The following is a 26,655-nucleotide window of genomic DNA, read 5'->3' on the forward strand; positions in this document are numbered from 1 at the left end:
GAAGGCATGACTCAGTACTCAGACGTCGCAACTCCTGTAGTAAACGCCCCGGCCCCCGTGCGCGACAGCGGAAAGGCACCGGCGGGCCGGCTGATCGGGCTGGACCTGGCCCGCGGACTCGCGGTATTCGGCATGTACGCGGCTCATGTGGGGCCCGACCCTGACCAGGGCGGTGTGATCGGCTTCCTGATGGAGCTGGCCCACGGCAGGTCCTCCGCTCTCTTCGCCTTCCTGGCGGGCTTCGCCGTTGTCCTCATCACCGGGCGCGTGACGCCGAAGACGGGGCGGGCCGGGCGCCAGGCAGTGGCCAAGGTAGTGATCCGGGCCGTGATCCTTCTGGCCCTGGGCACCGTGCTGACCATGAGCGGCATCCCGGTCGACGTGATCCTCGCCTTCTATGGCCTGTACTTCCTGCTCGTACTGCCGCTGTACCGGCTCGGCTCCGGCCCCCTGGCGGCGATCGCTGTGGGAACGGCCCTCGTCCTGCCCCAGGTGCTCTACGTGGTGCAGCAGGTGATCGGCGACAGTGGCGTCCCATCGCCCGGTGAGCCCGACGGCATCGTCTCGCTGGTCTTCACCGGCGCCTACCCGGCCCTGACCTGGATCCCGTTCGTGATCGCCGGCATGGCCGTGGCCCGCCTGGACCTGGCTGCCACCGCTGTCCGGACAGACCTGGCCCTCACGGGTGCCGCCCTCATGATCGCCGGCTACGGAGGCTCCTGGCTGGCGCTGCACGTCGCTCCCGGCGCCGCCAACGCCATCGGCGCGGGTTGGGCGAGCGCGTGGTGGTCCGACACCGCCGGTTATCCGTCCGGTGACACCCCCGCCTGGCTGCTGGCTGCCTCCCCGCACAGTGAGACCACCCTGTCGATCCTGGGCAACACCGGTGTGGCGATCATGGTCGTGACCGCGTGTCTGGCCGCGACGGACGCCTTCCCGCGGCTCCACTCCCTGGCCCGGCCGGTCATCGCAGTCGGTTCCATGTCGCTGACCGCCTACGTTTTCCACCTCGTCGGCATCCGGTTCCTGGGCATCGAAGAACTGCCCGGATCACCCCTGTATGTCCTATGTGGCTTCATCGCGGCAGCCTTGGTGTTCGCGACCGTCTGGTCGCGCTTCCATCAGCGCGGACCACTGGAATGGCTGATGACCAAGGCGACGGACCTGGCCCGGCACATCCGCTGAGCGCAGAACCGGCCGGACCGTCACACCGACTCCCCGACGGTCAACGCCCCCGACGCCGACCGCTGCGGTGCACCACGCGCTGCGTGTCCACCCGGATGGTGCGAGACAGTAGTTGACCGGCGCCGGGCTGCGCCGCCCGATCGCCCGGCCCGCTCCGGCCCGGCGCGGGGAAGTGAAGCGTCGGCCGCAAGGCAGCGCGCGCAGCAGTTCTCCCGCTCTACGCCGGCGTCGGGCAGAGCCTGAATCGCCCGCCCGCCCGCCTGTCTGCCCGCCGCCCGGCGCGGTTCGCGCCGGGCGCGGACGGTGCGGGCGGGCTCAGACCGGTTCGGGGGCGTCCTGCGGCGCCTCGCCGAACCGGGCCAGGGCCAGCGCACCCGCCACCGCCACCACGAAACCGGCGACCGCCAGTCCGCCGAGGCCCGCACGCGTACGGTCTCCGAGCCAGATGACGCCCACCAGCGCCGGGCCGATCGTCTCGCCGATCACCATGCCGGCCGTCGCCGTCGTCACCGAACCGCGCTGCAGCGCCGACGTGAGCAGCAGGAACGCCGAACCGCCGCCCAGCAGCAGCGCGTACACCGCGGGGTTGGCGAGCAGTGCCGTCGGGGACAGGTCGTCGATCAGCCGGACGGCGACCTCCACCACCCCGAAACCGCACCCCGCGCCGAGCCCCAGGACGAGCGCCCGCGGCTTGTCCGGGAGGCGTCCGGCTGCCACGCCGATCAGCAGAATGCCCAGCGAGATCCCCAGCATCCACCAGCTCAGGGCCGCCGGACCGGCCGCGTGGCCCTCACCGCCGGAGGCGAGCCCCAGCATGCCCAGGCCCGCGCAGACGACCCCGACCGCGGTCCATTCGACGCCGCTCAGCCGCACGCCGAGAAGCCGGGCGGCGACCACTGCCGTCACCGCGAGACTCGCCGCCAGGGCGGCGCCCACGACGTAGATCGGCAAGGACCGCAGGGCGATGATCTGGAGGACGAAACCGCAGCCGTCAAGGGCGAGTCCGGCTACGTACCGCCACTGGCGCAGCGCGCGCAGCAGCAGCGCGGGATCGACGCCCGCGCCCGACCCCGGCTCGGCGGCGGCCCGCGAGGCGACGGCCTGGAGGACGGAGGCCGTACCGAAGCAGCCAGCGGCGCCGAGCGCGCAGATCATCCCGAGGAGCACATCAAGGACTCTACTTGCGGACGTTTCGGTGGACCCGCTTCCTGCCGAAACCAGCAGCCCTTTAATCTGACAAGTGGCCGTACTGGCTTGATTCGTACGACGGGGGAGACGGAAATATGGCCACACGAAGGCTGAGGTCGAGCACGGTGGTGCTCGGCGGCATGGGGGTGCTCGCGGCGATGATCACCTCCTGCGGTTCGGAACCGGACAAGCGGTGCGTCGACCCGCTCACCCAGGACAAGCTGCCGAGTTATGAGTGCAAGAACGACAGCGGCAAGGGGTCGTACTACTACGGCGGCAGCAGCAAGAACGGCAAGGTGGAGGGCGGCAGCTTCAACAAGTCCGCGGTCGACCGCGGCGGCTTCGGCTGCTCGGGCACCGGCGGCGGCTGAGCCGGCATGGAACGCCGCGCCACGCGACCGCGTCCCGACTGGCAGCGGACGGTGGAGGAGCAGGGGCTCGTCTACCCGCTCACCCGCTATCCGGACGGATCGCTGCGACCGTACTGGGACGAGAGCGCGTATTACGTCTTCTCGCTGCCCGAGGTCGAGCAGTTGGAGGGCGTCGTCGAGGAACTGCACACGATGTGCCTGGCTGCGGCCACGCACATCGTGGAGCGGGAGCGCTTCGCCGAACTCGGCGTCACCGACCCCCGGCTGGCCGCCCTGATCGCCCAGTCCTGGCGGCGCCGGGACGAACTGCCTTCCCTGTACGGCAGGTTCGACCTCCGGTACGACGGAACCGGCCCGGCGAAGATGCTGGAGTACAACGCGGACACCCCCACCTCCCTGGTGGAGGCCGCAAGCGTCCAGTGGTTCTGGATGGAGGACCGTTTCCCGGGCGCCGACCAGTGGAACTCCCTGCACGAACGTCTTGTCGCGGCGTGGAAACGGCAGGCCGGCCTGCTGCCGCCCGGACCGCTGCATTTCGCGCACTCCGACGGGGACGAGCTGGGCGAGGACCTGATGACGGTCGCCTATCTGCGCGAGACCGCCGAACAGGCCGGCATCGACACGGAGGCGCTCTCGGTCGAACAGATCGGCTGGGACCGGCTTGCCGGGCGGTTCGTCGACGAGCGGCTCCGCTTCATCCGCAGCTGCTTCAAGCTGTACCCGTGGGAGTGGCTGGCGAGCGACCGGTTCGGGCCGCACGTGCTGGACACCCTCGACAACGGCGGCGGCACCGGCACCACCTGCTGGATCGAGCCCGCCTGGAAGATGCTCCTCTCCAACAAGGCGCTGCTGGCGATCCTCTGGGAGCTCTTTCCCGGCCACCCGAATCTGCTCCCCGCCTACCTCGACGGTCCGCGTGAACTCGCGGCGACGGGTACGAGGGAGGGCGCGGGCTACGTCGCCAAGCCGCTGCTCGGCCGCGAGGGGGCGGGGGTCACGATCCATGAGCCGGGAAGCCCCGCGGTGCTGCGGGACGAGCCGTGCTGCTATCAGGAACTGGCGCCGCTGCCGGACTTCGACGGCAACCGGGTGGTGCTCGGGGCGTGGGTCGTCGAGGACGAGGCGGCCGGGCTCGGCATCCGCGAATCGGCGGGGCTGGTCACGGACGAGTACGCCCGCTTCCTGCCTCACGTGATCCTTTAGGGCCTTTCGTCCGGATCGGGCCGGGCTCGCGGGCCCTGGCCCGATCCGGACGAAAGGCCCTGGGGCCTGCCCGGCGACGGAACTCAGCCGCGCAGGACGCCGCGGAGCTGCTCGAGCCCCCAGTCCAGGTCCTCCTTGCTGATCACCAGCGGCGGGGCGATCCGGATCGTCGAGCCATGGGTGTCCTTGACCAGCACCCCGCGGTCCATCAGCTTCTCGGAGATCTCCCGGCCGGTGCCGAGGCTCGGGGCGATGTCGACGCCCGCCCACAGCCCGCGGCCCCGTACCGCCTCCACCGCGCCCCCGCCCACCAGCAGCCCCAGCTCCTGGTGGAGGTGTTCGCCCAACTCGGTGGCCCGCTGCTGGAATTCGCCGGTACGGAGCATCGCGATGACCTCCAGCGCGACCGCACAGGCAAGGGGATTCCCACCGAACGTCGAACCGTGCTCACCGGGCCGGTACACCCCGAGCACATCCTTCGACGAGACCACCGCCGACACCGGGACCACACCACCGCCCAGCGCCTTGCCGAGCACATACATGTCCGGCACGACGCCCTCGTGCTCACAGGCGAAGGTCTTCCCGGTCCGGCCCAGGCCCGACTGGATCTCGTCCGCGATGAACAGCACATTCCGCTCACGGGTGAGTTCACGCACCCGGGGGAGATAGCCGGGCGGCGGCACCAGCACCCCGGCCTCGCCCTGGATCGGCTCCAGCAGCACCGCCACGGTGTTCTCGGTCATCGCCTCCGCGAGCGCGGTCAGATCCCCGTACGGCACGATCTCGAACCCGGGCGTGTACGGACCGAAGTCCTCCCGTGCCTCCTGGTCCGTGGAGAAGCTGATGATCGTCGTCGTCCGGCCGTGGAAGTTGTTCGCGGCGACGATGATCTTCGCCATGCCGTCCGGGACGCCCTTCACACGGTAGCCCCACTTGCGGGCGGTCTTGACCGCGGTCTCCACGGCCTCCGCCCCGGTGTTCATCGGCAGCACCGTTTCCATGCCGCACAGCTCGGCGAGCTGGGTACAGAAATCGGCGTACCGGTCGTGGTAGAAGGCGCGCGAGGTGAGGGTCACCCGCTCCAGCTGTGCCTTGGCCGCGTCGAGCAGGCGCCGGTTGCCGTGGCCGAAGTTGAGCGCCGAATATCCGGCGAGCATGTCGAGGTAGCGCCGGCCCTCGACATCGGTCATCCAGGCTCCGTCCGCCGAAGCGACGACGACGGGCAGCGGATGGTAGTTGTGCGCGCTGTGCGCCTCGGCGGAGGCGATGGCAGTTTCCGTGGTCGACACGGGATCTCCGTTCGTCGTGCGGCGTGGGCGGAGGGTGGTGCCCACTTTGTATCGTCGGTCGGAACCCTGGCGAGGAAACCTTCAATTCACGGCGCGCCCGTCCGCGCCGTCCACCGCCCGCAGCCGTCCCGCCGGCCCGGCTGTGTTCCTCGTCTCGTTCACGGCGGTGCGCGTCCTGCGCCCGCACACCTTCCGCACCGGCTGCCGGAGATCGGTTCCGTACCTGAGACAATGGGTCCCATGGCCTCTGAACGCCCCCGCGTGCTCTCCGGAATCCAGCCCACCGCAGGCTCGTTCCACCTCGGCAACTACCTCGGTGCGGTCCGCCAGTGGGTGGCACTGCAGGAATCCCACGACGCCTTCTACATGGTCGTGGACCTGCATGCGATCACCATTCCGCAGGACCCCGCAGAGCTGCGCGCGAACACCCGGCTCGCCGTCGCCCAGCTCCTCGCCGCCGGTCTCGACCCGGAGCGCTGCACGCTCTTCGTCCAGAGCCATGTCCCCGAGCACGCCCAGCTCGGCTGGATCATGAACTGCCTCACCGGCTTCGGCGAGGCGTCCCGCATGACGCAGTTCAAGGACAAGTCCGCCAAGCAGGGGGCCGACCGCACCACGGTCGGTCTCTTCACGTACCCGATGCTGATGGTGGCCGACATCCTGCTGTACCAGGCCGACCAGGTTCCGGTCGGCGAGGACCAGCGCCAGCACCTGGAGCTGACCCGTAATCTCGCCGAGCGGTTCAACGGCAGCTACGGCGACACGTTCACCGTGCCGGACCCGTACATCCTCAAGGAGACGGCGAAGATCTACGACCTTCAGGACCCGTCGTCGAAGATGAGCAAGTCGGCGGCCACCCCGAAGGGCCTCATCAACCTCCTCGACGAGCCGAAGGCCACCGCCAAGAAGGTCAGGAGCGCGGTCACCGACACCGACACGGTCATCCGCTTCGACCGGGCCGAGAAGCCCGGGGTCAGCAACCTGCTGACCATCTACTCCACGCTGACCGAAACCGGTATCGCGGATCTGGAGCAGAAGTACGAGGGCAAGGGCTACGGTGCGCTCAAGACCGACCTTGCCGAGGTCATGGTCGAGTTCGTCACACCGTTCCGCACCCGCACCCAGGAATACCTGGACGACCCGGAGACGCTGGACTCGATCCTGGCCAAGGGCGCGGAGAAGGCCCGCTCCGTCGCGGCCGAGACCCTGGCCCGGACGTACGACCGGATGGGCTTTCTGCCCGCGAAGCACTGAGTCCAAGGACCCTGGCGGTTTCGGGGCCCCAGGCGTCACACTGGCGACGGGAAGTTGATCCGGTGGATGGCTGAAAACAGGCCACCGACCATCGGCCATCGAGGATTGAGGAGAACGACGTGGGGACCGTAACGCTCGGCGTTTCGATCGCGGTCCCGGAGCCCTACGGCAGCCTGCTCCAGGAGCGGCGCGCGAGCTTCGGGGATCCTGCCGCGTACGGCATTCCCACCCACGTCACGCTCCTTCCGCCGACCGAGGCCGAGGCGGCCGACCTGCCCGCGATCGAGGCGCATCTCGCGCAGATCGCCACGGGCGGCCGCCCCTTTCCGATGCGACTCGCCGGCACGGGGACCTTCCGTCCCCTCTCGCCGGTCGTCTTCGTCCAGGTCGTCGAGGGGGCCTCGGCCTGCTCGTGGCTGCAGAAGCGGGTCAGGGACTCCTCCGGGCCACTGGTGCGCGAGCTCCAGTTCCCGTACCACCCGCATGTGACCGTGGCGCACGGCATCGCCGAGCAGGCGATGGACCGGGCGTACGAGGAGCTCTCCGACTACGAGGCCGCCTGGACCTGCGCTTCCTTCGCGTTGTACGAGCAGGGCCCGGACGGCGTCTGGCGCAAGATCAACGAGTTCCCGTTCGGTGCCGGGGAGGGCGCGCCCGCCGTGCCCGCGCAGGGCGGCTCCTGCGTGGACGAGCCCTCCCTGCATCCCTGAGAGCCTGTCGGGTGACCTCCGACCGGGTGGCCACGCCCTGGCACGCACGCTTCCCGCGTTGTCGTCAGTCACCGACTCCCCCATAGCTGAAGGCATGGGGGACCCCCTTTGCGTCGGCTCCCTCCTCCGCCTTGGAATCGCACGCACCAGACCGCGTCCGCTATCCGATCGGAGGTCACCCGACAGGCTCTGAGCGGCCCCGGAGGGCCCTCTTCGCTCGTTGAGCGCCCCGGCGCCCGAGGATCAGACCGGCAGGCGCCGGAACAGCGGGCGCGGTACATGCCGCAGTGCCGACATCACTACACGCAGTGACCCCGGCACCCACACCGTCTCCGAACGTCGCCGCAGACCCGTCACGATCGCCGCCGCGACCGCATCCGGAGTCGTCGCGAGAGGCGACGCCTCCAGCGGTGCAGCGGCGAACCGTGCCGCGGTGAGCCGCGGCGTCGCGGGCCGGGCCGCCGTTTTTGGCCGTACGACGCCGGGGCGTACGACCATCACATGCACCCCCGTGCCGTACAGCGCGTCCCCCAGCCCCTGTGTGAACGCGTCCAGGCCCGCCTTGCTGGACCCGTAGATGAAGTCGGCACGGCGGACGCGTTCGCCGGCCACCGAGGACAGCACCACCAGCGAGCCGTGTCCCTGCGCCTGGAGTGCTCCGGCGCACACCAGCCCGGCGGAGACAGCCCCCGTGTAATTCGTCCGGGCGACCCGGACCGCGGAGAGCGGCTCCTCCTCGTCACGCTCCTGGTCGCCCGCGATACCGAAGGCGAGGAGCACCATGTCGATGTCGCCCTCGGTGAAGATCTTGCCGAGGGCGGTCTCGTGGGACTCGGAGTCGAGGGCGTCGAAGTCGACCGTACGGACGTCGGCGCCGCGTGTGCGCAGTTCGGCGGCGGCCGACTCCAGTGCGGGCGAGGGGCGGCCGGCCAGCCAGACCGTACGGGTCCGGTGGGCGATCAGCCGGCGTGCGGTGGCGAGAGCGATCCGAGACGTGCCGCCGAGCACGAGCAGGGACTGCGGGGCACCGAAGGCGTCCTTCACGGAAACACTCCTTGCGGACGAGGGGGCGGGGGGCGAGGGGGACGAAGGAGAACGAGAGGGCGGAGGACCGCAGCGGTCAGAGCGACAGGCGGCGCGACAGGTCCGAGCGGAACGCACCGTTCGGGTCCAGCTCGGCGCGCAGCGACCGGAATTCGGCCAGCCGTGGATACATCGCGGCCAGCATCTGAGGCCGCAGCCGGGAGTCCTTGGCCAGGCAGACCCGGCCACCGGCCTCCGCCACCTCCTCGTCCAGCGAGTCCAGGAACCCGGCCAGGCCCGGCAGCGCGGCGGGCAGATCGAGGGCGAGCGCCCAGCCGGGCATCGGGAACGACAGCCAGCCCGGGTCGCCTTCGCCGAACCGCTTGAGCACGGCGAGGAACGACGGGCAGCGCCGCCGGGAGATCCGGCGCACGATCCGGCGCAGTGTCTCCTCCTGACCGTGCCCGACGACGAACTGGTACCGCACGGATCCGCCGCGCCCATGGATCCGGTTCCAGTGCGGCAGGCAGTCCAGGGGGTGGAAGAACGCGGACAGCTTCTGGAGCTCGCCGACGCGGTACCTGGGGGCGCTGCGGTAGTGGAGCTCGTTGAAGAGGGCGACCGAGGTACGGCCGAGCAGCCCTTCCGGTACGAGCGCGGGTGCGACCGGCAACTGTCCCGGGCGGAACGCGAGCGGTGTGCGCTGGGCGCGCGCCGGGAGCGCGTACCGGGGCACGTGCTCCCCCCGGGTGAGTACGGAGCGCCCCGTCGCCCGGCCGCGGGCGAGGAGATCGATCCAGGCGGCCGAATAGCGGTAGCGGTGGTCCCCGGCGGAGAGCCTGGCCAGCAGGTCGTCCAGGTCGACGGTCCGTTCGGTGTCCACCGACATCCAGGAGCTGGTGACACGGTGGCACCGGAGCGTGGCGGAGAGGATCACACCCGTCAGCCCCAGGCCGCCCGCGGTCGCGTCGAAGAGATCGGTGCCGGGCCGGACCGTACGGATCTCGCCCTCGGCGGTCAGCAGCTTCAGCTCCTGGACGTGCCGCGAGAAGGAGCCGGAGAAGTGATGATTGCGGCCGTGGATGTCGGCGCCGATCGCGCCGCCCACGGTGACATGACGGGTGGCCGGTGTGACGGGGACGAACCAGCCGAGCGGCAGCAGGACTTCCATCAGCCGGTGCAGGCTGACCCCGGCGTCGCAGACCACCAGGCCGGTCCCGGCGTCGATGGTGCGGATCCGGTTCAGCGCGGTCATGTCGAGGACGGAGCCGCCCGCGTTCTGTGCGGCGTCGCCGTGGGACCGGCCGAGCCCCCGGGCGATGGAACCGCGGGGTCCGCAGCCGCGTACCGTCGCCGCCGCCTCCTCGTACGTACGGGGGCGGAAGCGCAGGGCGGTCGTCGGGGCGGTACGGCCCCAGCCGGTCAGGGACACGGTGTCGACAGACATGGTGGTGACCGTATCGCCCGAGAAAACCCTTTCGAGGGATTTGTTACAACACTCACCGATATGGGTGATTGAGGAAGTGTCAGCCCGTACGGCAGTGAAAGGGATGCCGGTTTTCCTTGCCCGGGAGGGTAGTCGTACGTCATGGACTGGCTGAAAAACCTCCCTGTCATCGGGCCGATCGTCTCCCGGCTGATGGCGACGCACACCTGGCGCTCGTACGAAACGCTGGAACGGGTCCACTGGGCCAGGCTCGCCGCCGCGATCACCTTCATCAGCTTCCTGGCGCTCTTCCCGCTGATCGCGGTCGGCGCGGCGATCGGTGCCGCGCTGCTCTCCACCGAGCAGATCCACAAGATCGAGGACAAGATCACCGAGCAGGTGCCGGGCATCTCCGACCAGCTCGGCATCAACAATCTGGTCGCCAACGCGGGCACGGTCGGGCTGGTCGCCGGTGCGCTGCTGCTCTTCACCGGCATCGGCTGGATCGGCGCGATGCGGGGCTGTCTGCGCGCCGTGTGGGGCATGGACGACACGGACCTGGGCAATCCGGTCATCCGTAAACTCAAGGACGTCGGGCTGCTCTTCGGTCTGGGCGGAGCGGCGCTCGTGACTCTCGCCGTCTCCTCGGCAGGCTCCGTAGCCGTCGGCTGGACCGCCGGCCTGCTGGGCATCTCGGACCGCGGCGCGGGCGGTGTGGTGCTGCAGGTGGCAGCCGTGGTCGTGGCGGCCCTCGCCGACTTCCTGCTGCTGCTCTATCTGCTGACGCTGCTGCCCGGCGTCGAGCCCCCGCGGCGCAGGCTACTGGTCGCCGCAGCGATTGGCGCGGTCGGCTTCGAACTGCTCAAGCTGCTGCTCGGCAGCTATATGAAGGGCGTAGCGTCGAAGAGCATGTACGGCGCCTTCGGGGTGCCGGTCGCGCTGCTGCTGTGGATCAACTTCACGGCGAGGCTGCTGCTGTTCTGCGCCGCCTGGACGGCGACGCGGAACAGCAAGGACACCGAGAAGGACTCCGCGCCCGTCAGCGGCGAGGAAGGCGGCGCATCAGGTCCGGCAACGGCCAGCGCCGGTTGACCAGGAACACCCCGCCGGCCAGCAGCACCAGGACGCCTCCGGCGATTCCCAGCGCGATCCCCACGCCCCGGTTGCCGCCGTCGGCGGCAGCGGCCTCGGTGTTGTGCGAGGGGCCGTTCCTGCCCTTGTCCTCTTCGTGCGCCGCCGCGGGGCCCTTCCCGGTGCCGGTTTCGGTACTGGCGGACTTCGGGGGTACCAGTTCGCCGACCGGGGTCACCTTGCCGCTCGCGGCGAAGCCCCAGTCGAGGAGGTCGGCGGCTTCCTTGTAGACGGCGTGGCGCTCATTGGACGACGGGTTCATGACGGTGACGAGCAGCACCTTGCCGTTGCGTTCGGCGACACCGGTGAAGGTGTTGCCCGCGTGCGTGGTGTAGCCGTTCTTGACCCCCGCGATGCCCTTGTACGGGTCGACGCCGTCCGCACCGGTGAGCAGCCGGTTGGTGTTCTGGATCTTGAAGCTCTCGCGCTTCCCGTTCTTCTTCGTGCCGGGGAAGTCCGCCTCGGCCGTCGAGCAGTACTCCCGGAAGTCCGCCTTCTGCAGCCCGCTGCGGGCGAACAGCGTCAGGTCGTACGCGCTGGAGACCTGATCGGGCGCGTCGTAACCGTCGGGCGACACCACCTTCGTGTCGAGCGCCTGCAACTCCACGGCGTGTGCCTGCATGTCGGCGACGGTCTTGGGGATGCCGCCGTACATCGAGGACAGCACATGCACCGCGTCATTGCCCGAACGCAGGAACACCCCGAGCCACAGGTCGTGGACCGTATAGCTGAGGTGTTCCTTGATGCCGACCAGGCTGCTGCCCTCGCCGAGATCGGCGAGGTCCTCCTCCTGCACCGTGTGCGTCCGGGTCTTCGGCTGGAGTCCGGGCATCACGGTGTCCGCGAAGAGCATCTTCAGGGTGGAGGCGGGGGGCAGCCGCCAGTGCGGGTTGTGCGCCGCGAGGACCTCGCCGTTCTCCGCGTCCGCGACGATCCAGGACCTGCCCGTGAGGTCCTTGGGCAGTACCGGGGCGCCGGCCCCCAGCTTGACCTGCGTGCCGGTCCGGCCCAGCAGCTCGCCACCGACCCGGGACATACCGGCGGGTGGCTTCGGCCGGTTGGCGGGGGTGTCCTTGTCGACCGCCGATGCCGGACTGACGACAAATGCGGACAACAAGGCGGCAGAGGTGACCGTCAACGCGATCTTTTTCAGAGCAGGCACGGTCGGAAACGTACAGGGCGAAGATATGAATGTGGGTACGGATGGCTTGACCCGCCGTGTGCACCGCCGGGACAGCCCACCCCGGGCGACTTCGCCGGAGCGCGGCGGAGATACTGGGGCCATGAAGCTCAGCCGCCCCGTCTCCTGGTTCCTGCTCGCTTTCGGGGTGTGGAGCTGGTTCATCTGGATCACTTTCGTCAAGAACCTGTGGAAGGACGGCAGTGGACTCGCCTTCGACGACGCGGGTGACCCGACTGCGTACTTCTGGGTGCATCTGCTGCTCGCCATCACGTCCTTTCTCCTGGGGACGGCCGTTGGTGTGATCGGGTTCCGTGGGATCAGGGCCCTGCGCCGCGAAGGTGCGTAACAAGCCGTACGACGGGCGGGGGAGCGCAAGTGGCAGTGGCCGGTCTCGCGGTGGCGGCAGTCGTGGTGCTCGCGCTGCTCGTCGGTGTGCACCGCTATCTGTGGCGCCGCTTCGTCGGTGACACGACGGCCGAGGGCAGCGCCCTGCGCGCAGCCGGCACGGTGGCCGTGTACCTCCTGCCGCTGCTGAGCATCGGCGCCCTGGTCGCCGGCCGTACGGGTGCGCCCTTCTGGCTCCAGCGGGTGCTGGCCTGGCCGGGGTACCTGTGGCTGGCCGCGCTGCTGTATCTGACGCTGGCTCTGCTGGTGGGCGAGGCGGTGCGGCCGATTCTGCGACGGGTGCTCGCGGGCCGTGCGAACGAGTCAAGCCGGTCGAATCGTCCGTCGGTGACGAAGGTGCTCACGCCCGAGGCCGCCGACGCCCCCGCAGCCCCGGCAGCGGACATCCTCGTCGCCGACGCCCCCGCAGCGGACACCCTCGCCGTCCCCACACGCCGTCTGTTCGTCGCGCGGGCCGTCGGGGGCGCCGCCGCCGTCGCCGGGCTCGGCACGGTCGGCCACGGCACGTACGGCGTGCTGCGCGGGCCGCGGGTCAAGCGGATCACCGTCCCGCTCGCCAAGCTGCCCCGCTCCGCGCACGGCTTCCGGATCGCCGTCGTCAGCGACATCCACCTCGGCCCGATCCTCGGCCGCGCCCACACCCAGCGGATCGTCGACACGATCAACCGGACCCAGCCGGATCTGGTCGCCGTCGTCGGGGATCTCGTCGACGGAACCGTCGCCGACCTCGGTCCGGCCGCGGAGCCGCTCGCGCGGCTGAGTGCCCGCCGGGGCAGCTTCTTCGTCACCGGTAATCACGAGTACTACTCCGGTGCCGCCCAATGGATTGATCATGTACGGGAATTGGGGCTTCACCCTTTGGAGAATGCCCGGGTCGAGGTCGACGGATTCGATCTTGCGGGTGTCAATGACATCGCCGGGGAGAGCGAGGGGAGGGGACCCGACTTCGATCGCGCGCTCGGTGACCGGGATCGTACCCGCGCCGCCGTCCTCCTCGCCCACCAGCCCGTCGTCATCCACGATGCCGTCGCCCACGGTGTGGACCTCCAGCTCTCCGGCCACACCCACGGCGGCCAGCTCTGGCCGGGCAATCTCATCGCAGGACTGGCCAATCCCACCGTCGCCGGGCTCGACCGCTACGGCGACACCCAGCTGTACGTCTCGCGTGGAGCGGGCGCCTGGGGGCCGCCCGTACGGGTCGGTGCACCCTCCGACATCACCGTCGTGGAACTCGCCTCCCGGCAGGCCTGACACTCCGTCGATGGCCTGTTGCGGACCTTGTTGATCGACCTGAGGTTTCAAGTGCCGAACAAAAGGCTATGAGTCCTAGTTTTGCTCTTCCAGATGTGAAAATCGTGTGATTGGCTGAGCGCGAACATGCGGTGATGTGCGTATCTGAGCGCGACGCCGAGGTGGGGCTGGTAAGGGAGAGCACGGCAATGCGGTCGATCCGGATACGGATTCTCGCGATTTTCGCGGTTTTGGTCATCGCAGGCGTCGGCGCCTGGCAGCTGCTTCCTTCGGACGAGGTGAAGAAGGACCCGATCGCGGTCGGTACGACGGACGAAGTCACCTCGCTCGACCCGGCGGGTGCGTACGACGCCGGTTCCTGGGCGATGTACAGCAACATCTATCAGTCCCTCATGACGTTCAAGTCCGGGGCGATCGTCCCCGAACCCGACGCCGCCGAGAGCTGTGGGTTCATCGGCCAGAAGCTCCAGACGTACCAGTGCAAGCTGCGCGACGATCTGTTCTTCTCCAACGGTCGCAAGATGACCGCCGCCGATGTCAAGTACTCCATCGAGCGCATGATCAGGATCAAGACGGATGTCGGTCCGGCGGTGCTGTTCCCGAGCCTCAAGAACGTGGTGTCCGAGGGCCGCACCATCACCTTCAACCTCTCCTCGCGCGATGCGACCTTCCCGCAGAAGCTCGCCACGGGAGCCGGTTCGATCGTCGACCGCGAGTCGTACCCGCCGAACAAGCTCCGGGCCGGAAGCACGATCGACGGCTCGGGCCCCTACATCCTGAAGTCGTACCGGCCCGGCGTCACCGCCGAGCTGGTCCCCAACCCCCGGTACAAGGGTGCGCTGAGCAAGACCGGTGTCCCGGTCACCGTGCACTACTACAAGGAGTCGGACGCACTCCTGGCGGCCTGGAAGTCCGGACAGATCGATGTGACGCACCGCCAGCTGCCGCCTGCCACGCTCGCCGAGCTGAACCCCGGCGACCCCGATCAGCGCGTCACCGAGGCGGGCAGCGCCGAGATCCGCAATCTCGTCTTCAACGTCCGCGCCGGCTCCCCGTTCGCCGACAAGAAGGTCCGCCAGGCCATCGCGTCGATCATCGACCGCGGGCCGCTGGTGACCGATGTCTACAAGGGCACGGTCGAGCCGCTCTACTCGCTGATCCCGCAGGGCTACATCGGGCACAGCACACCGTTCTTCGACATCTACCCCGCGCCCGACCTCGAGCGCGCCAAGAAGCTGATGGAGGAGGCCGGCGTGCAGACGCCGCTGCACTTCACCTTCGGCTACCGCGGCGGCGACGAGGCGTACGCGACGGAGACCGCGGAGCTGCGCCGCCAGCTGGAGGCGAGCGGCCTGTTCAAGGTCACGGTCAAGGCAGTCGACTGGCAGAAGTTCCAGAAGGAATACGCGGCAGGCAAGTACGACGCGTACACCGTCGGCTGGCTTCCCGACTACCCGGACCCCGACACCTTCAGCCAGCCGCTGGTGGGCCGCAGCAACAGCCTCCACAACGGCTACTCCAGCAAGAAGATGGACGCCCTGATCGGCGCCACGCTGCAGTACAGCGACCGCAGCCGTACCTCGGCGGACTTCAAGGAGCTCCAGGCGCTGGTCGGTGAGGATGTGCCGCTCGTGCCGCTGTGGCAGAAGAAGGACTATGTCATCAGCACGACCGATGTCTCCGGTTCGCAGTACCTCTCGGACGGCACCGGCATCTGGCGGCTGTGGGAACTGAAGCGGATCTGACGGTCCGTCGCGCCGGACCCGGCGCGTACGACAGGGTCCGGGGGGCGGTCGTCCCGGCACTGCCGGACGATCGCCCCTCTGCCTAGGCCCGACGCTTCGCGGCGCCGGGCAGGAATTCCTCCAGCACCTCGTGAATCTGCCGCACCAGAGGTCGCAGCGCCCGGAACCGGGAGAGCGCGATGGCGCGGGCGCCGATCGGGGCGGAGCGCTCGACCAGGCGGCGGCTGCGTTCGGTGTGCTCCGTCCGGTCGTACACCCAGTACAGCACCAGGCCCATCTGCATCAGCCACATCAACTGCGGCAGCAGCTCGGCCAGTTCGGGATCGGTCTTGGCGTCGGAGCCGGCCAGGCACCGCCGGTGGATGGAGATCGCCGCCTCGCGGGCCGCGACCGAATCCGCCGAGAACGGGCTGAGCGGGCTCTCCGGGTCGGCGGCGTTCTTGAAGAACTGGGCGGCGAAGCGGTGGTACGGCTCCGCCACGTCCAGCCACGTGAGCAGGACCCCGCGCATCCGCACCGCGAGGTCCTTGTCGCCGTCCAGGACCGGCTGGACCGCCGCTTCGTGCTCGGCGGCGAGCCGGTCGTAGAAGCCCTGGACGAGGTGTTCCTTGTTCGTGAAGTAGTAGTAGGCGTTCCCGACGGAGACGCCGGCCTCCTGGGCGATGGCCCGCATCGTCGTCTTGTCGTAGCCGCGTTCCTGGAAGAGCCGGAGCGCGGTTTCGAGGATGAGTGTGCGGGTCTGCTCGCTCTTGGGAGCCTTGACTTCCTTCACGTCCTTCGCTTCCTTCACCACAGTCCCGAGGGTATCCGCCCCGGTCAGTCCCCGGATCCGGGGGCCGTACAGGCGCTGTCCCCGTCGCCGCACGGTGTCGCGGTCAGCGACCGGTACTTGGCGGCGGCGAGCACGGTCGCCCGGGCGAACGGGCGGCCCGCCGGGGTGGCCAGCCAGTGGGATCTGGGCCGGTGTTCGGCCAGCGCCCAGAGGCAGACGATCCATGCGTCGGTCCCGCGGTAGATCTGCCCCCGGTCGCCGATCACGGTGATCTCGTCGAGCGTCCCGGCGTGGTCCAGTCCGGGGAAGCGGCGTCGTGCCTCGTCGGAGGCCGCCGGGACGAGGTCGAGCGGGACGAGTTGGCGCTGCTTCATCAGCCACCGGCGCAGATGGACGCAGAGCGAGCACTGTGCGTCGTAGAGCACCGTGAGGCGCTCGACGGACAGCCGCTGCCCGCCTGTTCCAGCCGTCATGGCGCGCTCAGGCTTTGGTGGCGGGTGCGGCCCACGGACCGTTTCCCGGACCCGTCCAGCCCTGCGGCGGTACGGGCGGGGTCTGCTCACGCTCCATCAGGCCCCTGCGGCGGATCTTGTTGAGCACATAGACGTTGCCGAGGTGCAGCACGCCGAGGACGAGCAGGACGACGCCGAGCTTCACCGACAGTGCCTCGAAGAGCCCGCGGGCGTCGGCGACCCCGTCGTCGTTCCTCAGGTAGAGGGTGACGAAGCCCAGGTTGACCAGGTAGAAGCCGACCACCAGCAGGTGGTTGACGGCATCGGCGAGTTTCTCGTTCCCGTGCAGCACATCGGCGAGGAACACCCTGCCGTTGCGGCTGAGCGTGCGCGCCACCCAGACGGTGAGCGCCACGCTGATCAGCAGGTAGATGACGTACGCGACAACAGTGAGGTCCATGCCCCACCCTCCCTTGAACGCGTTCAAAAGCTGTTGTCATGGACTGTATACCTGTCTTTGAACATGTTCAAGCAAGCGCTTCGGTGGCTCGCTCCTCCTGCTTGCCGACCGCCGCGAAGCGCCGTACGCCCGGCACCGCCGCCGTCGCCAGACAGGCGGCGCCGACCGCCACCGCAGCGACGGCCAGGGGGACTTCGGCGCCCCAGGCCGAGGCGGCGAGTGGGGCCAGGGCATATCCGAGCGGCATCGCGCCGAGGGAGAGCAGCCAGTCGTACGAGGTCACGCGGGCCAGGGCGTGCGCGGGCACGGCGGACTGGACCGAGGTCTCCCAGACCGGGTTGAGGAAGCCGAGGCCGGCCTGTGCGATGCCGTACGCGGCGATGGTCACGACGACGGGTGCGTGGACGGCGAGCAGGCCGAGCGGGAGGGCGTACGTGGCGAGGCCCAGGTTGGCGATCAGGACCGGGCGGCGGGGGTGGGCCCGGCCGGCCAGCAGGGAGCCGAGGAGCAGGCCGACCGCGCCGGTCTGGAGGAGGGCGACCCAAACGCTCTTGCCGCCCAGCTCCCGGACGAAGAGCGCCGGACCCACGGTCATCAGGACGGCCGCCGCGCAGTTCCAGACGGCGTGGGCGATCAGGCTCGTCCAGTACCAGTCGCGGCCCCTGACCTCGCTCCAGCCCTCCTTGAGGTCGGCGAGCAGGGAGCGCCGGGGGATGGGCACATGCCGGACCTTCATGGCGGACAGCAGCGCCGCGCTCACCGCGAAGCTCGCGCCGTCCAGCACGAAGGCCCAGCCCGGGCCCGCGGTGAGGATCAGGGCTCCGGCGAGGGCCGGGCCGCCGAGCCGGGTCGCGCTGTTGACCACCGCCATCAGTGAGTTGGCGCGCAGCAGCCCCGACTCCGCCACGGTGCCGCGGATCAGCGGTGACACGGTCGGCATCGCGAACGCCCCGGCGGCGCCACCGATCGCCTCGGCGAGGGCGATCTGCCAGAGCGCGGGGGAGCCGCCGAGCAGCTCCGCGCCGACGAAGAGCTGGGTCACGCACCGTACGAGATCGGTGGTGAGCGCGACGGTGCGGGCGTTGAAGCGGTCACCCACGACGCCGCCCAGTGGCAGCAGGAGCAGCTTGGGGATCACCGCGCATCCCAGGACCAGGGCGAGTGCTCCGGTCGATCCTGTGGCCAGATAGACGGCCAGGGAGAGGGCGGTGGGGATGGCGGAGTCGCCGAGGAGGGAGAGGGTGCGTCCGATGAAGAGCAGGCGGAAGGCGCGCGTGCGCAAGGGGTGCGGCATGCGCGCAACCTATTTCGGTTCCGAACTATTCGTCAACGAAATATCTTGTACCGAAGCGTAGTTGGGGGCCGGGCGTACGCTTTCCCCATGGAGCGACGCGACTGGACCGACGGACATGTGGAGCGCTGGAAGCCCGTCCTTCCCCACCTCGATCCCGATATCGAGGGCGCGGTGACCCGTATGAAGAAACTCTCCGTCCATCTGCGCCGGGTACGCGAACAGTCCCTGGTCGACTTCGACCTCGACCGCCAGGAGTTCGACACGCTCCACAAGCTGGCCGGACGCGGCGGGAAGGCGGCCCCCTCCGAGCTCGCCGCCGACCTCGACCTCGCGCCCGCCTCCGTCACCGGCCGGCTGGACTCGCTCGAAAGGCGCGGCTTCGTCCGCCGTACGCCCTCCACCACCGACCGCCGACGGGTCGATGTGGAACTCACCGACGAGGGCCGCTCGACCTGGCTGGGCGCGATGGATGTCCTCGGCCACGAGGAGTACCGGCTGCTCGGCGTCCTCGACAAGGACGAACGCACGCTGCTCAACGACATGCTGCGGCGCATCATGGTGGTCGCCGAGGACCGGGGCGGCGCCGAGTGGGACTGAGGCTCGGGGTGCCGGGCGCTCAGCCGGCTTCGTCGTAGGGGTCTCTGACGACGTGATCGGCCGGCTCCGCCCGGAGTTCGTCCAGATCCTGCGCCAGGATGCGGCCGAGTCGCAGGGCCACCCGTCCGGCGAACTCCGGTGACCGCACCGGCTGTTCCAGGGCGACGACACTGCCGCGCCGCCACTCCCGTACCACCGTCGCCTCCAGCTCCTCGGTGTCGGGGCCCGGAGGGCTCGTACCGGGCGCCGGGCCGCAGATGGTGGCCCTTGACCAGGCTGAGAGCCTGTCGGGTGACCTCCGACCGGGCGGCCACGCCCTGGCACGCACGCTTCCCGCGTTGTCGTCAGTCACCGACTCCCCATAGCTGAAGGCATGGGGGGACCCCCTTCGCGTCGACTCCCTCCTCCGCCTTGGAATCGCACGCACCAGACCGCGTCCGCTATCCGATCGGAGGTCACCCGACAGGCTCTGAGGCCGGGTATCGTCCGCCCGTCCGGCAGCACGATGTCCCGGCCCCAGGTGGATTCGGCGAGATCGCAGACCAGTCCGGCGTACGCGTGGAGCCGGTCACGATCCAGCGGGACGACGGCGACGGTGTGCCGGATGCCGGCCATCCCTGCGGACCGTCAGATGCTCATCGCGCGGGCCGTGTTGAGCTGGGCCATCACCATAGGGAAGGTCTCCGGTCCCATCGCCGGGATCATCGTCTGGTGGTGCCTGCCGCCGCTGGTCACCGAGACCTGGATGAAGCCGGTCGTCTTCTTCTCCTTCATCAGGAGGAAGAGCAGACCGACCAGGCAGAGCAGCGCGAAGACGATCGCGAGCACGATCGCGACCGTCGGGATCTTCTCCTCGGTGCGCGACAGGTCCGTGGCCGTCCACACGGCGCCCTTGAGGGGCATCGTGCCGGCCGGCGTCACGATCTGGTCGTTCATGACGGTGATGTCGCCGAACGTCAGCATCGGCACACCGCCGCCGGGCAGTGCGCCCGGCTGCTGCGGGAAGCCGTGACCGGGCATGGTCGGCTGGGCTGCCTGGTCCTGCGGGTAGCCGTAACCGGGGCCGGGCTGGGCCGCGGACTCGGGCAGCTGCTGCGGGTAGCCGTAGGCCGGCGTGCCCGAGCCGGGCAGGCCATGCCCCTGGCCGTCCGCGACGGTGGGCGGATTGCCCGGCTGCTGGGGAGGCCCCCACTTGTATGAGTCGTCCGCGTACGGATTCGGATCGCTCAACGTTCCCCGCTTTCGATCAAGCCTGTGCGCCCCGTGCCTTGCTGCGCCGGAGGCGGCGAACCGGTGTCCGGTTCCGCATGACCGTACCGCCAAGACCCGAGCGGTGCAGCAAGAGGCCCCGCTTCCCGCAGTGTTCGTGCGGAAAACGGGGCCTCGGATGCAACCGGTGCGCCGGTGGCGGTCAGAAGCGGCGCGTGATCAGCGCCCGCTTGACCTCCTGGATCGCCTTGGTGACCTCGATGCCACGCGGGCAGGCGTCCGTGCAGTTGAAGGTGGTGCGGCAACGCCACACACCGTCACGGTCGTTGAGGATCTCCAGGCGCTGCTCGCCGCCCTCGTCGCGCGAGTCGAAGATGAAGCGGTGCGCGTTGACGATCGCCGCCGGGCCGAAGTACTGGCCGTCGTTCCAGAACACCGGGCACGAGGACGTGCACGCGGCGCACAGGATGCACTTGGTGGTGTCGTCGAACCGCTCGCGGTCCTCGGCGGACTGCAGACGCTCGCGGGTCGGCTCGTTCCCCTTGGTGATGAGGAAGGGCATGACATCGCGGTACGCCTGGAAGAACGGGTCCATGTCGACCACGAGGTCCTTGAGGACCGTGAGGCCCTTGATGGCCTCGACCGTGATCGGCTTCTCCGGGTTGATGTCCTTGATCAGCGTCTTGCAGGCGAGCCTGTTCTTGCCGTTGATCCGCATCGCGTCGGAGCCACAGATGCCGTGCGCGCAGGAGCGACGGAACGTCAGCGTGCCGTCGACGTCCCACTTGATCTTGTGAAGGGCGTCGAGAACACGCTCCTTCGGGTCGATCTCGATCTGGAAGTCCTGCCACTGGGCCTCGTCGGAGACCTCGGGGTTGAAGCGGCGGATCCGGAAGGTGACCGTGATGTACGGGGAGGCAGGGGACGCCGAGGGGTCGGTCTCCACCTTGTCCATAGTCGGGGTAGCCATCAGTACTTACGCTCCATCGGCTGGTAGCGGGTCTGGACGACCGGCTTGTAGTCGAGCCGGATCGACTCGGTGCCGTCGTCGGCGACCTCGCGGTACGCCATGGTGTGGCGCATGAAGTTGACGTCGTCGCGGTTCGGGTAGTCCTCGCGGTAGTGACCGCCGCGGGACTCCTTGCGGGCCAGCGCGGAGGTCGCCATGACCTCGGCCAGGTCGAGCAGGTTGCCCAGCTCGATGGCCTCCAGGAGGTCCGTGTTGAACCGCTTGCCCTTGTCCTGGATGGACACGTTCAGGTAGCGCTTGCGCAGCTCGGCGATCTTGTCGACGGCCGTCTTGATGGTCTGCTCGGTACGGAACACCATCACATTGGCGTCCATGCACTCCTGCAGCTCCAGACGGATCGTCGAGACCCGCTCGGTGCCCGTCGAGTTGCGCAGCCGCTCGACCTGGTCGACGACCATCTGCGCCGGGTTCTCGGGAAGCTCGACGTAGTCGTTCTTCGCGGAGTACTCGGCGGCGGCGATGCCCGAGCGGCGTCCGAAGACGTTGATGTCGAGCAGCGAGTTGGTGCCCAGACGGTTGGCGCCGTGCACGGAGACGCACGCGACCTCGCCGGCGGCGTACAGGCCCGGGACGACGGTGGTGTTGTCGGCCAGCACCTCGCCCTCGACGTTGGTCGGGATGCCGCCCATGGCGTAGTGCGCGGTCGGCTGGATCGGGATCGGGTCCGTGTAGGGCTCGATGCCGAGGTACGTACGCGCGAACTCGGTGATGTCCGGGAGCTTGGCGTCCAGCTGCTCCGGCGGCAGGTGGGTGAGGTCGAGGTAGACGTGGTCGCCCTCGGGACCGCAGCCGCGGCCCTCACGGATCTCCGTGTAGATGGAGCGGGACACGACGTCACGGGACGCGAGGTCCTTCATGACGGGCGCGTACTTCTCCATGAAGCGCTCGCCGTCCTTGTTGCGGAGGATGCCGCCCTCACCACGGGCGCCCTCCGTCAGCAGGATGCCCATGCGCCAGATGCCCGTCGGGTGGAACTGGAAGAACTCCATGTCCTCCAGCGGCAGGCCGCGGCGCCAGGCGGCGGCCTGGCCGTCACCGGTCAGGGTGTGCGCGTTCGACGTCACCTTGAAGAACTTGCCGGTGCCGCCGGAGGCGAAGATGATCGCCTTCGCCTGGAAGACGTGGATCTCGCCGGTCGCCAGCTCGTACGCGACGACGCCTGCGGACTTCTTCAGCCCGGTCTCGGGGTCCTCCTGGAGCAGGAGGTCCAGGACGTAGAACTCGTTGAAGAACTCCACACCCTCCTTGACGCAGTTCTGGTACAGCGTCTGGAGGATCATGTGGCCGGTGCGGTCCGAGGCGTAGCAGGACCGGCGGACCGGGGCCTCGCCGTGGTTACGGCTGTGGCCGCCGAAGCGACGCTGGTCGATCTTGCCCTCGGGCGTGCGGTTGAACGGCAGGCCCATCTTCTCCAGGTCGAGAACGGAGTCGATGGCCTCCTTCGCCAGGATCTCGGCGGCGTCCTGGTCGACCAGGTAGTCGCCGCCCTTGATCGTGTCGAAGGTGTGCCACTCCCAGTTGTCCTCTTCCACGTTGGCGAGCGCGGCGGCCATGCCGCCCTGCGCGGCGCCCGTGTGGGAGCGGGTCGGGTAGAGCTTCGTGAGCACGGCGGTACGGCTGCGCTTCGTGGACTCGATGGCCGCGCGCATGCCGGCGCCGCCGGCGCCGACGATGACGGTGTCGTACTTGTGGATCTGCATGATTTCCTCTGGTCCCTCTGGCCCCGGCGCCTAGCGGATGTTCGGGTCGAAGGTGAAGATCACCAGCGTGCCCAGCAGGACGGTGAACACCGTGGCGGTGTACAGCAGCATCTTCAGCCAGAAGCGGGTGTTGTCCCGTTCGGCGTAGTCGTTGATGACCGTACGGAGGCCGTTGGCGCCGTGCAGCATGGCCAGCCACAGCATCGCCAGGTCCCAGACCTGCCAGAACGGCGAGGCCCAGCGGCCGGCCACGAAGGCGAAGCCGATCTTGGAGACGCCGCCGTCCAGCACCAGCTGGATCAGCAGGTGGCCCAGGACCAGGACGACCAGGACGATGCCCGACAGGCGCATGAAGAGCCAGGCGTACATCTCGAAGTTGGTGCGCGAACCCTTGGGGGTCTTGCCGGTCCGCTTGCGCGGCGGCTCGATGACCGGAGCCGGGTGGTCGACGTCGTAGAGGCGGACGCCCTCGACGGAGCCGATCGCGGCGGAGGACTCGGTGGACATTGGCCTCAGCTCCCGAAGACTTCGCGTACGGCGTGGCCGAGGACGGGGTACAGGGCCCCGACCATCAGCACGACCCAGACACCCACGACGGACCAGAGCATCTGCTTCTGGTAGCGCGGGCCCTTGGCCCAGAAGTCCACGGCGACGATGCGGAGACCGTTCAGCGCGTGGAAGAGAATGGCGGCCACCAGGCCGTATTCGAGGAGCGCGATGATCGGCGTCTTGTACGTGGCCACGACGTCGTCGTAGGCCTCGGGGGAAACGCGGACGAGAGCGGTGTCCAGGACGTGTACGAACAGGAAGAAGAAAATGAGGACACCGGTGACTCGATGAGCCACCCAGGACCACATGCCTTCCCGGCCGCGGTACAGCGTTCCAGCCGGCACGGAAGAACCCTCCGGGAGCGGGGATTGGGGCCGGCCGGCTTGACTGTCGGTCTGACCCGGCCGGGTACGGTCCACCGGCCCCGGCCATCGTAGCGACGCTTTGTCGGTTCGTTCGCGCGGGGGCCTCTGGTGTGATCAAAGTGGCAATCAAACAGCCACGGACGGGCTAGAACGGACTGGTCGAAAGGCTGACCGGCCCCGTTCCGTTATGAACCCGATACCAGCTCGATGATGCGGCCCCGGGCGAGTCGCCGCATCTCGTCCGCGGTGACCACCCGCTCCTGGTCGGGGTCGTGGGCCAGCCTGGCCCGGATTCCGGCGAGTACCTGGTCCGGCTGTTCGGCGGGCTCGAATCCGTCCAGGCAGATCACGAAGACATGACCGAAGCGGCACTCGTACGCCGCGTGCGCGGCCCGGAGCGCCAGATGGGCGGAGTACGGCGCGGCGTGGTGCAGTCCGGGGGAGACCTCGGCGGCGAGTGCCTCGGCGAGATCCGGCGGGGGCAGGTCGTAGCCCGCCTCGTCGGCGGCGGCCAGCAGTGCGTCCAGGTCGGGGTACGGGCGGTGGGCGGCCACCCGCCCGGCCCAGCGCCGGCTGCTGAAGCAGTCCAGCAGGGCGGCCTCGGCCTCGGCGGACGGTGCGGTGTTGAAGCGGTCGAGTTCCGGGGCGTCGGCCCGGTCCTGGGCCGGACCGGAGTTCTGGACGGGTACGGCCGTCCGGGTGGCCGGTCGCCGCAGTCGCTTCGGGAGGCCGGCGTGGGACTCGCTGGACCTGGACAGCGTGGGGCTCCTCGAATCAACGGCATCTGTGAACCTGGAATGGGGCGGGACGGGTGAGACCAGGCGGATGCAGGGTGAAGGGAGAGACGAATGTGCCTCAAAGGTAGCGAGGCCGGGCAACGGTCGTCCGACGGATGCGCGAACTTCACCCGGACGGGAGAGTTTCGGAACGTCTGATGGACCGCAATTCAGAGAGATTGCCCGGCTATCTCCTGACTTATGCTCTATTTCCCATCGATACCGGAGGTTTCTGACCGATGTCGCCCTCACGCGGCGCTCTTGTGGCCGGTGCGGCCCTCACCGCGGCGGCTGCCGCGACGATCGCCGTCGTCGTCTGGCCGGAAAGCTCCGAAAGCGGACTCGCGGGGGAGTCGGGGTCCCGCACTCCCTCGCGCGCCTCGGCCGCCCCCTCGCCGACCCGGAGCTACCCGCTCTCCACTCCGCCCCGCACCATCCCCGCCGTACGCGAGCACATTGCCGCCCGCGGCCCCGGCTGGCGGCCCGGCCCGGCCGCCGGGGTCGTGATCACCCACGGCAGCGGGACGCTCGCGGACGAGGGGCAGCTGCTCGCCAGGGAACTGAAGATCCGCTACCGGGGTGACGTCCCCGCCCGCGCGGGCGATGTGGAGCTGGCCCTCACCCCCGGCAAGGGCACCCCGGAGTCGTACACCCTCGGAACGCACGACGGGCGGGTCACGATCAGCGGCCCCGACCAGGCCGGTGTCTTCTACGGAACCCGGACCCTGAAGCAGTCGGTGCGCGCCGACGGCGACATGCCCGAGGGCGAGGTACGCGACCGCCCCGACCGGCCGCAGCGCGGCCTCAACCTCGATATCGCCCGCAAGTACTACAGCGTCGCCTGGATCGAGGACCGGCTGCGCGAGATGGCCGACCTCAAGCTCAACCAGCTCGGCCTGCACTTCTCCGACGACCAGGCGTTCCGTATCCAGTCCGACACCCACCCCGAAGTGGTCTCGCCGCAGCACCTCACCAAGGCGGAGGTGCGGCAGATCCTCGGCCTCGCGGGCCGGCTGCACATCGAGGTCGTCCCCGAGATCGACTCCCCCGGCCATCTGGGCGCGGTCCTGCGCGCCCACCCCGACCTCCAGCTGCGCAATGCGTCGGGTGTGCCCTCGACCGGATCGCTCGACATCTCCGATCCGGGGGCGGCGAAGCTCATCGATGAACTCCTCGGCGAGTTCACCGAGCTGTTCGGCGGCCGGTACTGGCATCTCGGCGCCGACGAGTACCGCGCCCTGATGGCGAAGGACCCGGCCGCCTCGTACCCGCAGCTGCAACGCGCCGCCCAGCAGAAATACGGACCACAGGCCGGCATCAAGGACCTCGCCACCGGCTGGCTCAACGACCGCGCGGCGGTGGTGCGCCCGCACGGCAAGCAGCCCAAGGCCTGGAACGACGGCTTCTTCCGCGACGGAGTCGTCCACGCCGACAAGGACATCGAGGTCGAGTACTGGACGGGCAAGGAGTACGGCGCCCGGCTGCCGGAGGAGTATCTGCGCGAGGGACGGCGCGTGGTGAACCTCAACGACGAGTTCCTCTATTACGTACTCGGTCAGCCCAACAACTTCGTCTACCCCACGGGCAAGCGGATCTACGAACAGTGGACCCCGCTCGTCCTGCGCGGCACCCAGCCTGTCCCGGCGCGCTACTCCGGCCAGATCCTGGGCGGCCGGTTCGCGGTCTGGGGCGACCTCCCGAACGCGCAGACCCCGGCGCAGGTGGCGCAGGGCATCCGGATGCCGCTGCGGGCGACGGCCCAGAAGCTGTGGGACCCGGGCAAGCCGGCCCTGAGCTGGGATCAGTTCCGGGCACTGGCCGCGCGGATCGACGGGGTGGGCTGAGCGGGGCGGACCGGATTACCTGTGGACAGGGGGGTGGGCCGGGGTTACGTTCGCATGCCGCGCGCTCTGGGGAGAGGCGCGCGTTCTTGCGTTCCTGGCTCAGAACCCTGGGGGGTTTCACATCATGCTGTGCTCCACCTGCCGTCTCAGAGGGCGTTCGATAGGGGAACCCCCTATCTGTCCGATCTGCGCTGCGGCGAGACGGACTTGTTTCCATGATCTCGTAGCGCGACACCTGGGTCA

The 26,655-nt window shown here is 69.2% G+C and carries 27 protein-coding genes; 11 read left to right on the top strand and 16 right to left on the bottom strand.

The window, feature by feature from the left end:
- Positions 1–6: 6 nt before the first annotated feature.
- Positions 7–1,185: a DUF418 domain-containing protein gene (locus tag ACIPEK_RS19095; protein WP_401997280.1), complete on the top strand. Its 1,179-nt coding sequence runs from the start codon at positions 7–9 to the stop codon at positions 1,183–1,185.
- Positions 1,186–1,500: 315 nt separating this feature from the next.
- On the opposite strand, the gene ACIPEK_RS19100 is transcribed toward ACIPEK_RS19095, so the two are convergent.
- Complete coding sequence (locus ACIPEK_RS19100; RefSeq protein ID WP_401997352.1) at positions 1,501–2,340, bottom strand: hypothetical protein; 840 nt, start codon at positions 2,338–2,340, stop codon at positions 1,501–1,503.
- Between the two features lie 128 nt (positions 2,341–2,468).
- On the opposite strand from ACIPEK_RS19100, the gene ACIPEK_RS19105 reads away from it, so the two are divergent.
- Both ACIPEK_RS19105 and ACIPEK_RS19110 read left to right on the top strand, forming a co-directional pair.
- Entirely contained in the window at positions 2,469–2,744 is a 276-nt protein-coding gene (locus ACIPEK_RS19105; protein WP_327273400.1) for a hypothetical protein, read from the top strand.
- Between the two features lie 6 nt (positions 2,745–2,750).
- The gene (locus ACIPEK_RS19110) at positions 2,751–3,947 is read left to right on the top strand and encodes a glutathionylspermidine synthase family protein (protein WP_401997283.1); all 1,197 of its coding nucleotides are present in this window, start codon (positions 2,751–2,753) and stop codon (positions 3,945–3,947) included.
- 83 nt (positions 3,948–4,030) lie between these two features.
- Here the strand turns inward: ACIPEK_RS19110 and rocD are convergent, their stop codons facing one another.
- Positions 4,031–5,236 (bottom strand): ornithine--oxo-acid transaminase, encoded by a 1,206-nt coding sequence (rocD, locus tag ACIPEK_RS19115; protein WP_401997286.1) that lies wholly within the window; start codon positions 5,234–5,236, stop codon positions 4,031–4,033.
- A gap of 240 nt (positions 5,237–5,476) precedes the next feature.
- Here rocD and trpS point away from each other — a divergent pair, with 240 nt between their 5' ends.
- Complete coding sequence (gene trpS, locus ACIPEK_RS19120) at positions 5,477–6,490, top strand: tryptophan--tRNA ligase (RefSeq protein WP_093900215.1); 1,014 nt, start codon at positions 5,477–5,479, stop codon at positions 6,488–6,490.
- Between the two features lie 119 nt (positions 6,491–6,609).
- On the top strand, positions 6,610–7,200 hold the full coding sequence (locus tag ACIPEK_RS19125) for a 2'-5' RNA ligase family protein (protein WP_383074705.1): 591 nt from the start codon (positions 6,610–6,612) through the stop codon (positions 7,198–7,200).
- A 243-nt stretch (positions 7,201–7,443) separates the two neighbouring features.
- Here the strand turns inward: ACIPEK_RS19125 and ACIPEK_RS19130 are convergent, their stop codons facing one another.
- Both ACIPEK_RS19130 and ACIPEK_RS19135 read right to left on the bottom strand, forming a co-directional pair.
- Entirely contained in the window at positions 7,444–8,244 is an 801-nt protein-coding gene (locus tag ACIPEK_RS19130; protein WP_401997290.1) for a decaprenylphospho-beta-D-erythro-pentofuranosid-2-ulose 2-reductase, read from the bottom strand.
- A gap of 76 nt (positions 8,245–8,320) precedes the next feature.
- On the bottom strand, positions 8,321–9,670 hold the full coding sequence (locus ACIPEK_RS19135; RefSeq protein WP_401997293.1) for an FAD-binding protein: 1,350 nt from the start codon (positions 9,668–9,670) through the stop codon (positions 8,321–8,323).
- A 141-nt stretch (positions 9,671–9,811) separates the two neighbouring features.
- Here ACIPEK_RS19135 and ACIPEK_RS19140 point away from each other — a divergent pair, with 141 nt between their 5' ends.
- Positions 9,812–10,741, top strand: a complete 930-nt coding sequence (locus ACIPEK_RS19140; protein ID WP_401997296.1) for a YihY/virulence factor BrkB family protein — start codon at positions 9,812–9,814, stop codon at positions 10,739–10,741.
- Here the strand turns inward: ACIPEK_RS19140 and ACIPEK_RS19145 are convergent.
- Positions 10,689–11,942 carry a D-alanyl-D-alanine carboxypeptidase family protein gene (locus ACIPEK_RS19145; protein ID WP_401997299.1) on the bottom strand — a complete coding sequence of 418 codons (1,254 nt, stop codon included), beginning with the start codon at positions 11,940–11,942 and terminating at the stop codon, positions 10,689–10,691. The genes ACIPEK_RS19140 and ACIPEK_RS19145 overlap by 53 nt on opposite strands.
- Positions 11,943–12,063: 121 nt before the next feature.
- On the opposite strand from ACIPEK_RS19145, the gene ACIPEK_RS19150 reads away from it, so the two are divergent.
- The 3 genes from ACIPEK_RS19150 to ACIPEK_RS19160 all read left to right on the top strand — a co-directional run bounded on the left by ACIPEK_RS19150 (position 12,064) and on the right by ACIPEK_RS19160 (position 15,364).
- Positions 12,064–12,309, top strand: a complete 246-nt coding sequence (locus tag ACIPEK_RS19150) for an SCO4848 family membrane protein (protein WP_383074715.1) — start codon at positions 12,064–12,066, stop codon at positions 12,307–12,309.
- A 29-nt stretch (positions 12,310–12,338) separates the two neighbouring features.
- Complete coding sequence (locus tag ACIPEK_RS19155; protein WP_401997302.1) at positions 12,339–13,619, top strand: metallophosphoesterase; 1,281 nt, start codon at positions 12,339–12,341, stop codon at positions 13,617–13,619.
- Positions 13,620–13,807: 188 nt separating this feature from the next.
- Entirely contained in the window at positions 13,808–15,364 is a 1,557-nt protein-coding gene (locus ACIPEK_RS19160; protein WP_401997355.1) for an ABC transporter substrate-binding protein, read from the top strand.
- Positions 15,365–15,446: 82 nt separating this feature from the next.
- Here the strand turns inward: ACIPEK_RS19160 and ACIPEK_RS19165 are convergent, their stop codons facing one another.
- The 4 genes from ACIPEK_RS19165 to ACIPEK_RS19180 all read right to left on the bottom strand — a co-directional run bounded on the left by ACIPEK_RS19165 (position 15,447) and on the right by ACIPEK_RS19180 (position 18,342).
- A complete protein-coding gene (locus ACIPEK_RS19165; protein ID WP_383050461.1) occupies positions 15,447–16,157 on the bottom strand; it encodes a TetR family transcriptional regulator in 711 nt (236 codons plus the stop codon).
- A 23-nt stretch (positions 16,158–16,180) separates the two neighbouring features.
- Positions 16,181–16,609, bottom strand: a complete 429-nt coding sequence (locus tag ACIPEK_RS19170; protein ID WP_383074719.1) for a thiol-disulfide oxidoreductase DCC family protein — start codon at positions 16,607–16,609, stop codon at positions 16,181–16,183.
- A 7-nt stretch (positions 16,610–16,616) separates the two neighbouring features.
- A complete protein-coding gene (locus tag ACIPEK_RS19175; RefSeq protein WP_401997306.1) occupies positions 16,617–17,048 on the bottom strand; it encodes a hypothetical protein in 432 nt (143 codons plus the stop codon).
- Between the two features lie 67 nt (positions 17,049–17,115).
- A complete protein-coding gene (locus ACIPEK_RS19180; RefSeq protein ID WP_401997309.1) occupies positions 17,116–18,342 on the bottom strand; it encodes an MFS transporter in 1,227 nt (408 codons plus the stop codon).
- 87 nt (positions 18,343–18,429) lie between these two features.
- Between ACIPEK_RS19180 and ACIPEK_RS19185 the strand changes: the two genes are divergently transcribed.
- Entirely contained in the window at positions 18,430–18,939 is a 510-nt protein-coding gene (locus ACIPEK_RS19185; protein WP_401997312.1) for a MarR family winged helix-turn-helix transcriptional regulator, read from the top strand.
- Positions 18,940–18,958: 19 nt separating this feature from the next.
- Here ACIPEK_RS19185 and ACIPEK_RS19190 read toward each other — a convergent pair whose 3' ends face one another.
- The 7 genes from ACIPEK_RS19190 to ACIPEK_RS19220 form a co-directional block, all read right to left on the bottom strand.
- Entirely contained in the window at positions 18,959–19,291 is a 333-nt protein-coding gene (locus ACIPEK_RS19190; protein ID WP_401997315.1) for a hypothetical protein, read from the bottom strand.
- Between the two features lie 275 nt (positions 19,292–19,566).
- On the bottom strand, positions 19,567–20,169 hold the full coding sequence (locus tag ACIPEK_RS19195; protein ID WP_401997318.1) for a hypothetical protein: 603 nt from the start codon (positions 20,167–20,169) through the stop codon (positions 19,567–19,569).
- A 181-nt stretch (positions 20,170–20,350) separates the two neighbouring features.
- Positions 20,351–21,118, bottom strand: coding sequence for a succinate dehydrogenase iron-sulfur subunit (locus tag ACIPEK_RS19200; protein ID WP_401997321.1), 768 nt, complete (start codon positions 21,116–21,118; stop codon positions 20,351–20,353).
- A complete protein-coding gene (gene sdhA / locus ACIPEK_RS19205; protein WP_383074730.1) occupies positions 21,118–22,878 on the bottom strand; it encodes a succinate dehydrogenase flavoprotein subunit in 1,761 nt (586 codons plus the stop codon). The genes ACIPEK_RS19200 and sdhA overlap by 1 nt, the downstream gene beginning before the upstream one ends.
- Before the next feature lie 30 nt (positions 22,879–22,908).
- The gene (locus ACIPEK_RS19210; RefSeq protein WP_327273381.1) at positions 22,909–23,385 is read right to left on the bottom strand and encodes a succinate dehydrogenase hydrophobic membrane anchor subunit; all 477 of its coding nucleotides are present in this window, start codon (positions 23,383–23,385) and stop codon (positions 22,909–22,911) included.
- A 5-nt stretch (positions 23,386–23,390) separates the two neighbouring features.
- Positions 23,391–23,771: a succinate dehydrogenase, cytochrome b556 subunit gene (sdhC, locus tag ACIPEK_RS19215; protein WP_401997325.1), complete on the bottom strand. Its 381-nt coding sequence runs from the start codon at positions 23,769–23,771 to the stop codon at positions 23,391–23,393.
- A gap of 206 nt (positions 23,772–23,977) precedes the next feature.
- Positions 23,978–24,508, bottom strand: a complete 531-nt coding sequence (locus ACIPEK_RS19220; RefSeq protein WP_401997358.1) for a 2-oxo-4-hydroxy-4-carboxy-5-ureidoimidazoline decarboxylase — start codon at positions 24,506–24,508, stop codon at positions 23,978–23,980.
- Positions 24,509–24,807: 299 nt separating this feature from the next.
- On the opposite strand from ACIPEK_RS19220, the gene ACIPEK_RS19225 reads away from it, so the two are divergent.
- The gene (locus tag ACIPEK_RS19225; RefSeq protein WP_401997328.1) at positions 24,808–26,412 is read left to right on the top strand and encodes a glycoside hydrolase family 20 protein; all 1,605 of its coding nucleotides are present in this window, start codon (positions 24,808–24,810) and stop codon (positions 26,410–26,412) included.
- Positions 26,413–26,655: the final 243 nt, after the last annotated feature.

The sequence above is a fragment of the Streptomyces sp. NPDC088246 genome (assembly GCF_044741025.1).
In the GTDB taxonomy this organism is placed as follows: Bacteria; Actinomycetota; Actinomycetes; order Streptomycetales; family Streptomycetaceae; genus Streptomyces.

What these genes read in the sequence shown, in the direction of transcription:
- ACIPEK_RS19095 (WP_401997280.1), top strand. Translation starts at nt 7, where the DNA reads ATGACTCAGTACTCAGACGTCGCAACTCCTGTAGTAAACGCCCCGGCC.
- ACIPEK_RS19100 (WP_401997352.1), bottom strand. Translation starts at nt 2,340, where the DNA reads ATGATCTGCGCGCTCGGCGCCGCTGGCTGCTTCGGTACGGCCTCCGTC.
- ACIPEK_RS19105 (WP_327273400.1), top strand. Translation starts at nt 2,469, where the DNA reads ATGGCCACACGAAGGCTGAGGTCGAGCACGGTGGTGCTCGGCGGCATG.
- ACIPEK_RS19110 (WP_401997283.1), top strand. Translation starts at nt 2,751, where the DNA reads ATGGAACGCCGCGCCACGCGACCGCGTCCCGACTGGCAGCGGACGGTG.
- trpS (WP_093900215.1), top strand. Translation starts at nt 5,477, where the DNA reads ATGGCCTCTGAACGCCCCCGCGTGCTCTCCGGAATCCAGCCCACCGCA.
- ACIPEK_RS19135 (WP_401997293.1), bottom strand. Translation starts at nt 9,670, where the DNA reads ATGTCTGTCGACACCGTGTCCCTGACCGGCTGGGGCCGTACCGCCCCG.
- ACIPEK_RS19140 (WP_401997296.1), top strand. Translation starts at nt 9,812, where the DNA reads ATGGACTGGCTGAAAAACCTCCCTGTCATCGGGCCGATCGTCTCCCGG.
- ACIPEK_RS19150 (WP_383074715.1), top strand. Translation starts at nt 12,064, where the DNA reads ATGAAGCTCAGCCGCCCCGTCTCCTGGTTCCTGCTCGCTTTCGGGGTG.
- ACIPEK_RS19160 (WP_401997355.1), top strand. Translation starts at nt 13,808, where the DNA reads ATGCGGTCGATCCGGATACGGATTCTCGCGATTTTCGCGGTTTTGGTC.
- ACIPEK_RS19170 (WP_383074719.1), bottom strand. Translation starts at nt 16,609, where the DNA reads ATGACGGCTGGAACAGGCGGGCAGCGGCTGTCCGTCGAGCGCCTCACG.
- ACIPEK_RS19175 (WP_401997306.1), bottom strand. Translation starts at nt 17,048, where the DNA reads ATGGACCTCACTGTTGTCGCGTACGTCATCTACCTGCTGATCAGCGTG.
- ACIPEK_RS19180 (WP_401997309.1), bottom strand. Translation starts at nt 18,342, where the DNA reads ATGCCGCACCCCTTGCGCACGCGCGCCTTCCGCCTGCTCTTCATCGGA.
- ACIPEK_RS19185 (WP_401997312.1), top strand. Translation starts at nt 18,430, where the DNA reads ATGGAGCGACGCGACTGGACCGACGGACATGTGGAGCGCTGGAAGCCC.
- ACIPEK_RS19200 (WP_401997321.1), bottom strand. Translation starts at nt 21,118, where the DNA reads ATGGCTACCCCGACTATGGACAAGGTGGAGACCGACCCCTCGGCGTCC.
- sdhA (WP_383074730.1), bottom strand. Translation starts at nt 22,878, where the DNA reads ATGCAGATCCACAAGTACGACACCGTCATCGTCGGCGCCGGCGGCGCC.
- ACIPEK_RS19210 (WP_327273381.1), bottom strand. Translation starts at nt 23,385, where the DNA reads ATGTCCACCGAGTCCTCCGCCGCGATCGGCTCCGTCGAGGGCGTCCGC.
- ACIPEK_RS19225 (WP_401997328.1), top strand. Translation starts at nt 24,808, where the DNA reads ATGTCGCCCTCACGCGGCGCTCTTGTGGCCGGTGCGGCCCTCACCGCG.